General features: G+C 60.3%; 13 protein-coding genes. 8 read left to right on the forward strand and 5 right to left on the reverse strand.

Going from position 1 to position 13210, the window contains the following annotated elements; translation table 11 throughout:
• Nucleotides 1-333 precede the first annotated feature (333 nt).
• Together CKW16_RS13465 and CKW16_RS13470 are read left to right on the forward strand one after the other, a co-directional pair.
• Entirely contained in the window at nt 334-507 is a 174-nt protein-coding gene (locus CKW16_RS13465; protein WP_095128840.1) for a DUF1427 family protein, read from the forward strand.
• 28 nt (nt 508-535) lie between these two features.
• A complete protein-coding gene (locus tag CKW16_RS13470; RefSeq protein WP_095128841.1) occupies nt 536-1492 on the forward strand; it encodes a zinc-binding alcohol dehydrogenase family protein in 957 nt (318 codons plus the stop codon).
• 195 nt (nt 1493-1687) lie between these two features.
• On the opposite strand, the gene CKW16_RS13475 is transcribed toward CKW16_RS13470, so the two are convergent.
• Nucleotides 1688-2644, reverse strand: coding sequence for a nucleoside-specific channel-forming protein Tsx (locus CKW16_RS13475; RefSeq protein ID WP_095128842.1), 957 nt, complete (start codon nt 2642-2644; stop codon nt 1688-1690).
• Nucleotides 2645-2887: 243 nt separating this feature from the next.
• Between CKW16_RS13475 and selD the strand changes: the two genes are divergently transcribed.
• Both selD and mnmH read left to right on the forward strand, forming a co-directional pair.
• Complete coding sequence (gene selD / locus CKW16_RS13480) at nt 2888-3922, forward strand: selenide, water dikinase SelD (RefSeq protein ID WP_095128843.1); 1035 nt, start codon at nt 2888-2890, stop codon at nt 3920-3922.
• The gene (mnmH, locus tag CKW16_RS13485; RefSeq protein ID WP_095128844.1) at nt 3922-5025 is read left to right on the forward strand and encodes a tRNA 2-selenouridine(34) synthase MnmH; all 1104 of its coding nucleotides are present in this window, start codon (nt 3922-3924) and stop codon (nt 5023-5025) included. Before selD ends, mnmH begins: the two co-directional genes overlap by 1 nt.
• Before the next feature lie 126 nt (nt 5026-5151).
• Here the strand turns inward: mnmH and CKW16_RS13490 are convergent, their stop codons facing one another.
• Entirely contained in the window at nt 5152-5826 is a 675-nt protein-coding gene (locus CKW16_RS13490) for a histidine phosphatase family protein (RefSeq protein WP_095128845.1), read from the reverse strand.
• Between the two features lie 371 nt (nt 5827-6197).
• Here CKW16_RS13490 and CKW16_RS13495 point away from each other — a divergent pair, with 371 nt between their 5' ends.
• Nucleotides 6198-6911, forward strand: a complete 714-nt coding sequence (locus CKW16_RS13495) for a glutathione S-transferase family protein (RefSeq protein WP_095128846.1) — start codon at nt 6198-6200, stop codon at nt 6909-6911.
• Between the two features lie 18 nt (nt 6912-6929).
• Nucleotides 6930-7772 (forward strand): PhzF family phenazine biosynthesis protein, encoded by an 843-nt coding sequence (locus CKW16_RS13500; RefSeq protein WP_095128847.1) that lies wholly within the window; start codon nt 6930-6932, stop codon nt 7770-7772.
• 16 nt (nt 7773-7788) lie between these two features.
• On the opposite strand, the gene CKW16_RS13505 is transcribed toward CKW16_RS13500, so the two are convergent.
• A complete protein-coding gene (locus tag CKW16_RS13505; RefSeq protein WP_095128848.1) occupies nt 7789-8409 on the reverse strand; it encodes a LysE family translocator in 621 nt (206 codons plus the stop codon).
• A 188-nt stretch (nt 8410-8597) separates the two neighbouring features.
• Here CKW16_RS13505 and hemB point away from each other — a divergent pair, with 188 nt between their 5' ends.
• Entirely contained in the window at nt 8598-9572 is a 975-nt protein-coding gene (gene hemB, locus CKW16_RS13510) for a porphobilinogen synthase (RefSeq protein WP_095128849.1), read from the forward strand.
• 121 nt (nt 9573-9693) lie between these two features.
• Here the strand turns inward: hemB and CKW16_RS13515 are convergent, their stop codons facing one another.
• Nucleotides 9694-11229 carry an FAD-dependent oxidoreductase gene (locus CKW16_RS13515; protein WP_095128850.1) on the reverse strand — a complete coding sequence of 512 codons (1536 nt, stop codon included), beginning with the start codon at nt 11227-11229 and terminating at the stop codon, nt 9694-9696.
• Between the two features lie 333 nt (nt 11230-11562).
• Here CKW16_RS13515 and CKW16_RS13520 point away from each other — a divergent pair, with 333 nt between their 5' ends.
• Complete coding sequence (locus CKW16_RS13520) at nt 11563-12657, forward strand: DUF1615 domain-containing protein (RefSeq protein WP_095128851.1); 1095 nt, start codon at nt 11563-11565, stop codon at nt 12655-12657.
• 80 nt (nt 12658-12737) lie between these two features.
• Here the strand turns inward: CKW16_RS13520 and CKW16_RS13525 are convergent, their stop codons facing one another.
• Nucleotides 12738-13139: a hypothetical protein gene (locus CKW16_RS13525; RefSeq protein ID WP_095128852.1), complete on the reverse strand. Its 402-nt coding sequence runs from the start codon at nt 13137-13139 to the stop codon at nt 12738-12740.
• Nucleotides 13140-13210: the final 71 nt, after the last annotated feature.

Raw genomic sequence — 13210 nt, forward strand, 5'->3', positions numbered from 1 at the left:
GGCTTCCTCGAGTAGGCCTGATACATAGATGCAACGGGGCGGCAGTTTTTTTAAAAGCGGGTAGACAGTGGGGGCGAGTCCATACATAGCAGCTGGCGCAGCCTGCGTTCGGCTGCGCAGCAGTCGTGAAATCAGGCGACGCGGTGCTTCAGTAATACCGTGCATGCAGGTTTTACGACTGCTGCGCAGCCGAACGCAGGCTCCGCCAGCTGCTACAGGTTTGCCTTGGATCCGGCATTAGTGCTTTGGCCGATATTCAGAAGCACTTGGCCGGTGCTCGTCGCGACCGATCTCTAGACTCTGGGCCTATCTTAATTAGCCACGGAGTCCGCCATGAGCTACCTCATCTCATTGGTCATCGGTCTGGGCGTCGGTCTGCTCTACGGCGCTCTGGATTTTCGTTCCCCCGCACCACCGGCCATCGCGCTGGTAGGGCTGCTCGGCATGTTGGCCGGTGAGCAGTTGTGGCCAATGGGCCGGCAACTGGTCACTGGCTGGATCTCCTGAACCGTTTATTCATTCGAGGGAAATGCTCATGAAAGCACTGCAATTCGACAAGATCGGTGACCTCTCGGCCCTGCGCTACGTTGAGGTGCCTACCCCTGTGCCCAGCACCGATGAAGTGCTGGTCCAGATCAAGGCGGCCGGCCTCAACCCCAGCGATGTGAAGAACGTGCTGGGGCGCTTTCCCTACACCACACTGCCGAGGATTCCCGGTCGTGATTTCGCCGGTGTAGTCGTTGAAGGCCCGCAGACGCTGATCGGTCAGGAAGTCTGGGGCACCGGCCGTGAACTGGGCTTTTTCGCCGATGGCTCGCATGCGCAATTCGTCAAACTGCCGGCCAATGGCGTGGCGCAAAAGCCGACCCATCTGAGTTTTGCCCAGGCTGCCAGCCTCGGTGTGCCTTACACCACGGCGTGGGATGCGTTGGAACGCAGTCTGGTGACGGCCGAAACCCGGTTGCTGGTGATCGGTGGCGGGGCGGTTGGCACTGCGGCGCTGGCGCTGGCCAAGGTGCGTGGCGCTCAAGTACTGGCAGCGGCGCGGCGGCCGGAGCAGGTCAAGGATTTGCAGGCCCTGGGGTATCAGACGCTGCAACTGGATAAACCCGAGGACCTCGGTGCGCAGGTGAGCGCCGTGTATGCCGGCGGCGCTGATGTAATTTTCGACACCACCGGTTTCTGGCTGCCGGCCTCGGTCCCGGCTCTGGCCGCGTTCGGTCGCATCGCGATCATCGCCGCGCCGGTGGACGGCATGGTGCAATTGCCGGCCTTGGCGCTGTATCGCAAGGGCGGTTCGGTGGTGGGGATCAACTCGTTGCTGTACGGCGTCCAGGCGTGTGCGGCGATGCTTGAGCAGTTCGGCACGTTCTTCGATCAGGGCTTGTTGCCGTTGCCCGAAGGCTTGTTTGAATCGCCGTTGGCCGAAGGTCTGGAGCGGTATGCCGAGGTGAGCCAAGGCAGTGGTGACAAGGTGATTTTGTTGCCGTAACCGGCATTGATGTTGGATGCTCTGGCCTCTTCGTCGGAACGCCGCCCGGAGCAAGCTCGCTCCCACAAGGATGGCGCTGAACCTGTGGGAGCGAGCTTGCTCGCGATGGCGTCCTCAAGCCGAACTCAAACCTCGGGAACACCGTTCTCCCACGCCGACCAATTCTTCAAAATCTCCTCCTGATTCAAACAAAACTTAAAACTGATAACCAACGCCGGCGTAGTAACCCCAGCCGTCGGAACGGGCGCGGAAGTTACCGTCGCCGAAATTCAATTCGCTGCCATCCTCCCAGTTGCCGCCGTTGTGGAAATAACGACCGACCAGGGTGAAACGCAAGTGGGTGAACGAGTACAGCAAGACGTTGGTGGCGACGGTGGCGTTGGCGGTGCGGGCCGGGTTGTCCTTGTGCAGGTCCGAGCCGAAGTCGAAGTTGGTGAACCCGATGTAGGTCAGTGACGCGCCATTGCTGAAGCTGCTGATCGGCACGATGTATTTGAGTTGGGCGCGATAGCCGTCCCACGAATACTCGTTGCTGGCGCCGTAGTTTTCCCACTGGTAGCGCCCATAGAAGTTGGCCGACAGGTTGACCCGCGAATGGGTGTCGATGTCGGTGCCCAAACCGCTGTACAGCGTATTGGCGCGGTTGGCGCTGTTACTGCCGTGGTCGTAGATCCAGTCGAAGGCGACGTACCATTCCTTGAACGGCCCGATGGCCAGGCTGCGGCCGGCGAGGTAGTCGATAGAGATTCTCGGTTCGTGCTCCATGAACACCGGCGAGCCGTGGTCCCACACGCCTTTGTCATGGCTGTTGCCGATGTCGAAGATCTTCGGGATGTCGATGTAGCCATACAACTCGAACGGCCCCTTGCGCCCGAAGTACTCGTATTCCAGGTAGATATCGTCGGCCGGTTGCGGGCCGAAACTGATGTCTTTACTGCCGATGACCGTCAGGTCCTGGTTGAACCAGTCCGAGAGGTACACGCCTTTTTTCGGTGGGCTCGCTTCGGGGCTGAGGGTTTCGCCTTGGGCGGATTCTTCGGCGGGGGCGGGTTGCGCCAAAACGGTGCTGCTGAGTAGTCCTGTAACGCTGGCCAGCAGCAAGGAAACAGCAAAAGTGCGCGAGCAAGTCACGCGGCTGGACGTGCGGTGCATTAAAAGTCCCTTTTCGTGCGGATCGAAGGCCCGGTTCTGCGGGCTTGCGCGGTTATGTAGCGAAAATGCTTGTATCAGCGACACGCAAACGTTTGCACAAGGCATACCAATTTTGCTCAAGGCACGGAAAAGGCTAGGAAATTGGTGGTTTAACTGTCCTTTCGGTCAACGATTCGCGGGACCTCAGGGGAGACGACGTTGATGTAGACTCCTCGGCACTGACTTCACGAGGTGTCCCCCCCCATGAGCGAGCCGATTCGTCTGACCCAATACAGCCACGGCGCAGGATGCGGCTGCAAAATTTCCCCGCAGGTGCTGGAGGTGATTCTGGCCGGCAGCGGGGCGCAGAACCTTGACCCGAAACTCTGGGTCGGCAACGCCTCGCGCGATGACGCGGCGGTGTACGCCATTGATGAAGAACGCGGCGTGGTGTCGACCACCGACTTCTTTATGCCGATCGTCGACGACCCGTTCGATTTCGGTCGCATCGCCGCCACCAATGCCATCAGCGACATCTACGCCATGGGCGGCGATCCGCTGATGGCGATTGCGATCCTTGGCTGGCCGGTCAACGTACTGGCGCCGGAGATTGCCCGGGAAGTGATTCGCGGCGGGCGTTCGGTCTGCGATGAAGCCGGTATTCCGTTGGCCGGTGGGCATTCCATCGACGCGCCGGAGCCGATCTTCGGCCTCGCCGTGACCGGTCTGGTGGAAAAGCGCCACATGAAGCGCAACGACACCGCCACCGCCGGTTGCCTGCTCTACCTCACCAAACCGCTGGGCATCGGCATCCTCACCACCGCCGAGAAGAAGGGCAAGTTGCGCCAGGCCGACATCGGCCTGGCTCGCGACTGGATGTGCACCCTGAACAAACCCGGCAGCCGTTTCGGCAAACTCGAGTGCGTCACCGCGATGACCGACGTCACCGGTTTTGGTCTGCTGGGGCATTTGGTGGAAATGGCCGACGGCAGCAACGTGACCGCTCGCATTGAGTACGATCGCGTGCCGCGTCTGCCGGGTGTTGAGTATTACCTCGACCAAGGCTGCGTGCCGGGCGGGACGTTGCGCAACTTCGACAGCTACGCCAGCAAGCTTGGGCGTATTCAGGAAATGCACAAACGCGTGCTCTGCGATCCGCAGACCAGCGGTGGCCTGTTGGTTGCGGTCACCCCCGAAGGCAACGAACACTTCCTCAAAGTAGCCGCCGAGCTGGGCCTGACCCTTGAGCCGATCGGTGAACTGATCGAGCGACAGACGAACGCGGTTGAGGTGTTTTGATGTCCATCGAATTCACCGATTACCGCGACATTTTCCTCAACGACCGACCGATGATGGATGCCCGTGCGCCGGTCGAATTTCTCAAAGGCTCATTCCCCGGCGTGATCAACCTGCCGCTGATGAATGACCATGAGCGGCAACGGGTTGGCACTTGTTATAAGCAACACGGCCAACAAGCGGCCATTACGCTGGGGCACCAGTTGGTGTCCGGCGAGATAAAAGCCGAGCGCATCCAGGCCTGGGCCGATTTTGCCCGGGCTCATCCTGATGGGTATTTGTATTGTTTTCGCGGCGGTTTGCGTTCGCAGATCGTCCAGCAATGGCTCAAGGACGAGGCGGGCATCGACTATCCGCGAGTGGGTGGCGGTTACAAGGCGATGCGCAGCTTCTTGCTCGACACGCTCGATCAGGCGGTTGCCCAGTGTGATTTCGTCTTGCTGGGCGGCATGACCGGCACCGGTAAAACCGAAGTGCTCACGCAGTTGCGCAACGGCCTGGACCTTGAAGGTCACGCCCATCATCGCGGCTCCAGTTTTGGTAAACGCGCCACCGGCCAACCTTCCAACATCGATTTTGAGAACCGCCTGGCGGTGGACCTGCTGAAGAAGCGCGCCCACGGTATCGAGCAGTTTGTGCTGGAAGACGAGAGCCGCGCGATCGGCAGTTGTGCGCTGCCGTTGCCGCTGTTTCAGGGCATGCAACAGTTTCCGATGGTCTGGCTTGAAGACAGCCTGGAAGGGCGGGTCGAACGGATCCTGCGTGACTATGTGGTGGACTTGTGTGCCGAGTTCATCGGCGTGCATGGCGATGAAGGCTTCGCGCTGTTTTCCGAGCGCTTGCTGGAGAGCCTGAACAATGTGCAGAAACGTCTGGGCGGTGAACGCCATCGGCGGATGCTGATATTGATGGAAGATGCGCTGGCGGAGCAGGCGAGCAGCGGGGCGGTGGACTTGCACCGGGGCTGGATCGAAGGGTTGCTTCGCGAGTATTACGACCCGATGTATGCGTTTCAGCGGGAGAAGAAAGGGGGTCGTATTGAGTTCGCGGGGGAGCGGGTTGCTGTCCTTGAGTATCTGCGAGAGCGCGTTTCCCAGCGAGGATGATGTCGTATTTGCCGGCCCCTTCGCGAGCAAGCCCGCTCCCACATTAAACCGAGTTGCGGCAAAGGTACGCGGTCTAATGTGGGAGCGGGCTTGCTCGCGAAAAGGCCCGATCAGGCACTGCACCACTCAAGTCGGACAGGTCTCCCGCCCATTATCCAGCCCTTGCTTGTAGGCGTGGCTCTGCACACTGGCCTTGCCGTTGTGCCAGGTCAGGGTGAGCACATACAGCGAGTCGTAGTCGCTGGATTCCCAGTCATCGGTGATGTTCTGTTTCTTGCCGACGGCTTTTCCCGCGACCTTGTTGATCAGCTCCGGCAGGTAGCCGTGGGACCAGGCGGTGTAGATGACCGAGTTGTGATACTTGTCGTGGAGCAATTCATCGGCCAGGTCGCTGGTGTCGTTGGCCGAGAAGTTGATGTTCACCGGCAAACCAAGCTTGATCGCGCTGGGGCTGATGGTCATCAGGGGACGGATGTAACTGTAGGAATTGTCCAGTTCGCCTTCTTCGACATTGCGCGTCGGATTGGCGGCAAACACGTAGTTGGCCTTGCCGAATTTTTCCGGCAGCAAGGTGGCAAGGTCGATGGCGCGGTTCAGGCCCTGGCAGTTGAGCTGGCCGAGGCCGCCGGCGGGTTTTTCCGCGTGGCGCAGGAACACCAGCGTCTGGGTGCCGTCCGCCGGTTGGGCGCGGCTTTCGCTGGACTCAAGGGACAGGAACAGCGCGCTGACCGCCAACAGGGAGGGCAGGACAACATACGCGCGATGTTTGAAGCGTTTGGCGAATTTCAAAAGGTTCATCATTTGAATAGGTGATCTTCAGCGCATTCGGTTAAGGCTGACAAACCTTTACACCGCGAGCTCCCAGCTTCGGGTGTTTTCCATGTCGTTGGGCCGGTCCGTTTCCAAAAGGGCAATGCTCAGAGTCCTCTGAAGCCCATTTGGTTCGATCCGAGTGAGTGCGCAGCACTGTAGCGGCAACCTGAGATGGGTTAGTGCAGAGGTTATCGACAGGATGTTGCGGATTTATGGACACAGTACACGTGTCGGCGCCACTGACAGGCTGCGATCTTTTGATCTTGCTCATCAGCAACATTGATAACGCCAAAAAATCGCAGCCTTCGCCAGCCCCTACATTATGATCAGCGTCTATTTTTTCCGTGTGGATGCTTCCCATGACCGATCTGTCCGCGTTCCCGATTACCCAAAAATGGCCGGCTCAATACCCCGAGTGGATCCAGCTGTACTCCTTGCCGACACCCAACGGCGTCAAGGTGTCGATCATGCTCGAAGAGATCGGACTGCCCTACGAGCCGCATCGTGTGGGCTTCGACACCCATGATCAGATGTCCCCCGAATTTCTTTCGCTGAACCCCAACAACAAGATCCCGGCAATCCTCGACCCCCACGGTCCTGGGGACCAACCCCTGGCGCTGTTCGAGTCCGGGGCGATTCTGATTTACCTGGCCGACAAGAGCGGGCAACTGCTGGCCCAGGAATCGGCGGCGCGATACGAGACCATTCAATGGCTGATGTTTCAGATGGGCGGCATCGGGCCGATGTTCGGCCAGGTCGGTTTTTTCAACAGATTTGCCGGCAAGGACTACGAGGACAAACGTCCCCGCGACCGCTACGTCGATGAAAGCAAACGCCTGCTTAATGTGCTCGATAACCGCCTGGAAGGGCGCGACTGGATCATGGGCGAGCGCTACACCATCGCGGACATCGCGGCCTTCCCCTGGGTGCGCAACCTGATCGGCTTCTATGAGGCTGGCGAGCTGGTGGGCATCGAGAACTTCCCGAACGTCACGCGAGTGCTGGAGCGCTTTCTGGCGCGGCCGGCGGTGATGCGTGGGCTGGAAATTCCCAAGCAAAACGCTTCGATTTGATCAAGACCAAGGCAGGCCATGCACTCATTCGATTTCAAGCAAGTAGATGTCTTCAGCCGTGTTGCGCTCAAGGGCAATCCGTTGGCGGTGGTGTTCGGCGCCGATGAGCTCAGCGATGAGCGCATGGCGGCGTTCGCCAGCTGGACCAACCTCAGCGAAACCACATTCATACTCGAACCGCGCGATCCTCGCGCCGATTATCGTGTGCGGATCTTCACCACCCTGAACGAATTGCCGTTCGCCGGCCATCCGACACTGGGCACCTGCCATGCGTGGCTGGAGGCCGGTGGCGTGCCCAGGGGCGAAGAGATCATTCAGGAGTGCGGCGTGGGGCTGGTGCGGGTTCGTCGACAAGGGACAGAGCTGGCCTTTCTCGCACCGCCATTGCTCAAAACCGGGCCGGTGGAGGCGGATGTGGTGGAACGGGTACGGCGGGGGCTCGGGCTGGAATCGGGGGCGATTGTGCGCACTCAGTGGGTCGACAACGGTGCCGGATGGCTGGCCGTGATGGTCGAGGATCGCCAGCAGGTGCTGGACCTGCAACCGGATCACTCGCAAATGCTTGGCCTGGCCGTCGGTGTCATCGCGCCATGGCATCCCGAGCGAGATGGCGATGGCGCACAGTTCGAAGTGCGGGCGTTCATCTCCGGGGATGGCATGCCGGAAGACCCCGCCACCGGCAGCCTGAACGCCGGGATCGCCCAATGGTTGCTCAACGAAGGGCTGGCGCCGGCGTCCTATGTGGTCAGCCAGGGTCTGACCATGGGCCGCGCCGGACGCATTCAGGTCGAGCAAGTGGGCGACGAGATCTGGATCGGCGGCGCGGTGGTGACCTGCATCAGCGGAACCTTGAGTCTGTAGCGCTGAGCGTCGCGGCCTAACGGTTACTCGCCGCCAGTTTGATCCCGAACCCGACCAGCGCCATACCGGCGACGCGGGACGCGATTTTTCGCGCCATGGGGATGGCTTTCAAACGACGGGCCGCGGCATTGCCCAGCAGAACCAGCAAACCCTGATACAGCGCGCTGATGAACGAAACATGCAGCATCATCGCGACCAGGGTCAGGCTGGAGGCATCGGGGCGAATGAACAGCGGAAAAAACGCCACAAAAAACAGGATGACCTTGGGGTTGGTCAGGCTCACCGCCAGGGCAGTGCGAAAGTAAACCCGGGCCGACCGTTTCGGCTCCAGCCCCGCCGAGTCCCGAGCCGCCGGCGTGCGCAGCAATTGCACGCCGATCCAGCACAAGTACGCAGCGCCGAACCACTGCAGCATCTGGAACAACAGGGGATTGGCTTGCATCACGGCCGCCAGACCGATGGCCGCCGCAATCATGTACGTCGCATCCCCCAACAGCGTGCCACCCACGGCGCCGAACCCGGCGCCCAGTCCATTGCGGGCGGTGGCGTTGAGAATGGCGAAGGTGCCCGGCCCTGGCATTAACTGGAAGATCAGAATCGCGGCAATGAAGCTGCCGTAATTTTGGATATCAAACATGCTGCGTCACTCCCTGTGTTGGTTTTGCTCAATCCTGAACGTTGTCTTTAGCTGGCGCAATGAGGTCGGATTATTGCCGGGCCCGTAACAAAGTCTTCCACAATCGATGTTTGTGCCCCTGACCGTTGAGGGAATAAGCTTCGCCCCCTACGACTTTCGTCTCGTCCTCCGTTTTTCAGGAACCCCTCATGTCCAGTCAGTTCCCCGAAGCACGTCCACGCCGTCTGCGCCGCAATGCGAGCCTGCGCAGCCTGTTCCAGGAAACCGAGTTCAGCTTGAACGATCTGGTGCTGCCGATTTTCGTCGAGGAAGAGATCGACGACTTCGTACCGATCAAAAGCATGCCCGGCGTGATGCGTATTCCGGAGTCGAAACTGGCGGGTGAGATCGAGCGTTATGCCCGCGCCGGGATCAAGTCGGTGATGACGTTCGGCGTGTCGCACCATTTGGACGGCAACGGCAGCGACACCTGGAGCGACAACGGTCTGGTGTCGCGCATGTCGCGCATCGCCAAGGACGCGGTGCCGGACATGATTGTGATGTCCGACACCTGCTTCTGTGAGTACACCGACCACGGCCATTGTGGCGTGCTGCACAACCATGAGGTCGACAACGACCAGACCCTGATCAATCTCGGCAAACAGGCGGTGGCCGCGGCCCGTGCCGGCGCCGATGTGATTGCCCCGTCGGCCGCCATGGACGGGCAGGTTCAGGCCATTCGCCGGGCGCTCGATGAAGCGGGTTTCAACCAGACCGCGATCATGGCCTATTCGACCAAGTTTGCCTCGGCGCTCTACGGTCCGTTCCGTGAAGCCGGCGGCAGCGCGCTCAAGGGCGACCGCAAAAGCTATCAGATGAACCCGATGAACCGCCGCGAAGCCGTGCGCGAATCACTGATGGACGAGCAGGAAGGCGCCGACGCGCTGATGGTCAAACCGGCCGGCGCGTACCTGGACATCATCCGCGACATCCGTGACGCCTCGCGTTTGCCGCTGTCGGCGTATCAGGTGAGCGGCGAGTACGCGATGATCAAATTCGCCGCGCAGGCTGGGGCGATCGATGAAGATCGCGTGGTGCGTGAGAGCCTTGGCGCGATCAAGCGGGCCGGAGCGGATTTGATCTTCACTTACTTCGCGATGGACCTGGCCCTGGCCGGGATCTGAAGTCTTGATGTGATCGTTCCCACGCTCCGCGTGGGAATGCCTCCGGTGACGCTCTGCGTCACGCCTTTTGGGACGCGGAGCGTCCCGGGCTGCATTCCCACGCAGAGCGTGGGAACGATCATTAGCTGGCGCCGAAAAACGGCCTGATTCCGTGATCCTGGAAGTACCGCTCGATCACCTTGGGATCGGCAGAATTGTCGGCAATCGCCACATACGTATCCGGCCGCAACAGGTAAAACCCGTTACGCCCCAGGCCAGCCGCTTCAAACGCCGGCCGCCAGTCAAACACATGCAAGGGCAAATGATGTTCGTGGCACCAGTCGATCATTTCGTCGCTGGTGTCGCCATACACATGCACCTGCCAGGTCGGACATTTCAGCGATTCGAAACTGTCCCCCTCACCATCGTGAGCCCAAGGCAGGCGGTCGCCACCGTGAACATGACCGGCAACGCCCGTGCTCAACGGCATCCCGCGATAATTCAGGGTGATCTGCGACACCGTGCGAAACAGGAATTCACGGGACGCCTCAAACGATGCCATTTTCGGAATCACGAACGGCGCCAGGCGCGTGCGCAGTAAATCGGCCATGCGCCCTTCGGCCGTGACGAAACTGAACACCCGATCGGTGGTGGCGACCAGTTTGCGGGCAAACGCGATGCGCTCGGTTTCGTAAGTGTCGAGGAGTTTGGCCTCAGCGCCGCCGCTCAACACCGCCGCGAGTTTCCAGGCGAGGTTGATGGCATCGCCAATGCCGGTATTCATCCCCTGGCCACCGGCGGGGCTGTGGACGTGGGCGGCGTCACCTAATAGAAACGCGCGCCCGGTGTGAAAATGATCCGCCACCCGATGATGCACGCGGTAGGTCGAGAACCAGTTCAGTTGCTCGATCTTTACTTTCATATGCTCGATGGCCCGGCTGCTGACGTCTTCAAATTGCAGGGTTTCGGCTTGCTCGGCGCGCTCGTCGCGTACGGTGCCGATCAAACGGGCGCGGCCTTCACCGGCCAAGGGAAACACTGCGAGAAAATCCGCTTCATCGAGATCCACGTGCAGTTCGCCGTTGAACGTCGGCCCGCTGCCCTGCACGTCGGCGACGTAGAAAATCTGCTGGTAGGTGCCACCGGGAAATCCGGTGTCCAGGGTCTTGCGCACGATCGACCGGGCACCGTCGCAACCCGCCAGATAGCAAGCCTGGCAGGTTTCCTCCTGACCATCGGCCAAGCGCAGATAGGCGGTGATGCCGTCACCGGTTTCCATGAAACTCTCAAGTTCAGTGTTGCGCTCCACCTTGATGCCAAAGGCTTCGAGGCGGTCTATCAGCAGCCGTTCGTGTTCGTCTTGAGGAAAGATTTCGAGGAACGCATAAGGCGTCAGGCCTTCGCCGATGCGGCTCAGCGGCAAGCGCGCCACGGGTTCGCCCTTCACCCAGAAGTTCGCCGCGGCCACTCGATGACCGTTCTGCACCACCGCGTCGCTGAGGTCGAGCTGGCGATACAGCTCCAGCGTCCGCGCCTGGACGGCCAGCGCCCGCGAAGTGGTTCCGGGTGCCGACGTCTTGTCGATGATGCGCACTTGCACGCCAAGTTTGCTCAGCCACAGCGCCAACACCAGCCCGGTCGGGCCGGCGCCGATGATCAGTACGTCGCTACGGTTCATGAGCCTGTCCTCCTCGGTGTGTGGCTCAAGTATGGTTCAGCCGCGACAGACGGGCAGGTTGTCTGCCAAACGGAAAAAGCCCCCGCAGCCCTTATTGCCGCGTAGCAGCTGCCGAGCCTGCGAGGCTGCGTTCGGCTGCGCAGCAGTCGTAAACCCTGCATTCACGGTTCGTCTGAAACACCGCATTGACTGTATTGACGACTGCTGCGCAGCCGAACGCAGCCTCGCAGGCTCGGCAGCTGCTACGGAACAGGGCGCGGCGGCGAGAGTCATAGCCTGCGCCATGCCATTGATCGTATGGTTACCCCGGCTCAACGGATTTGATGGAGCAACATGCAAGCCAATCGATTGATGATGAGCGTCGCCGCGCTGCTGGTGCTGGCGGGTTGCGGTACTCAGCGCACGCAAGAGCTCCCTGCGCGCAAGCCTGCCGAGGTCAAGGCCGAGATCGTGCGCCTGCTGCCGGCCAAAACCACCGATCGCCAGGGCTGGGCTACCGATATTTACGCAGCATTTGCTGCCCAGAACATTTATCCATCCACCCAAAACCTGTGCTCGGTACTGGCGGTCACCGAGCAGGAGTCGACCTTTCAGGTGGACCCACCGGTACCGGGCCTGGGCAAAATCGCCCGCGAGGAAATCGACCGCCGAGCCGACAAAGTCCACATTCCCGGCCTGCTGGTGAGCGGTGCGCTGCAGGTGAGTTCATCCAACGGCAAAAGCTATAGCGACCGACTCAATGCGGCGCGCAGCGAGAAAGAACTCAGCGCGATCTTCGATGACTTCATCGGCATGGTGCCCATGGGGCGGACGCTGTTCGGTGGGTTCAACCCGGTGCACACCGGTGGGCCAATGCAGGTCAGCATCGATTTCGCCGAGCAACAGGCGAAGGCGTATCCGTACCCGGTGGACGGCTCGATCCGTCATGAAGTGTTCAGCCGTCGCGGCGGCATGTACTTCGGAGTCGCCCACTTGCTCGGTTATCCGGTGAGCTACAAACAACCGCTGTATCGCTTTGCCGATTTCAATGCCGGCTGGTACGCCAGTCGCAATGCCGCGTTTCAGAACGCGGTGAGTCGCGCATCGGGCATACCGCTGGCGCTGGATGGTGACCTGGTCCGCTACGATTCGATCATGCCTGGCACCACGGAATTGGCGGTGCGTACCCTCGGCAAGCAACTGGGCATGCGCAACCCGACCATTCGGGACCAATTGGAGGAGGGCAAAAACTTCGAATTCGAGGACACCCAGCTCTATGCACGGGTTTTCGCCCTGGCCGAAAAGGCGGAAGGTCGGCCATTACCGCGCGCGGTGTTGCCGGGGATTGCGCTGAAAAGCCCGAAAATCACCCGCAAACTCACCACGGCGTGGTTTGCCAAGCGGGTCGATGAGCGTTATCAGCGTTGCATGGCCCGAGCCGGCAAGTGACCGAACGCAAAAAACAGGCGTAAAAAAAACCGGCTGATAAGGCCGGGTTTTTCATTGAGTCCCGCGGTAAAACCATTCATTTATACAGCGCGGCTTTCGATCAGGCGGTCCGAACCACCTTCAGCAACGCGGTTCTCGATCAAACGATCCGAACCACCTTCGGCGACGCGGTTCTCGATCAGACGATCCGAACCACCTTCAGCCACGCGGTTTTCGATCAGACGATCCGAGCCGCCTTCGGCAACGCGGTTCTCGATCAGACGATCCGAACCACCTTCAGCGACGCGGTTCTCGATCAGACGATCCGAACCACCTTCAGCAACGCGGTTTTCGATCAGACGATCCGAACCACCTTCAGCCACGCGATTTTCAATCAGACGATCCGAGCCGCCTTCAGCGACAACCGGGTGAGCAGAGGTAGCGGCGAAAGCGTTAACTGCAAAAACCGAGAAAGCGATGCTGAGGATGGTTTGGCGTTTCATGATGGTGTGCTCCGGGGTGTAGTTGTTGGGTCTGGAGCTGATGTTACGCCGCGGATTTTTTATGAGAACTT

Origin of the sequence: Pseudomonas sp. Irchel s3h14 (genome assembly GCF_900187425.1) — a bacterium.
Classification (GTDB): domain Bacteria; phylum Pseudomonadota; class Gammaproteobacteria; order Pseudomonadales; family Pseudomonadaceae; genus Aquipseudomonas.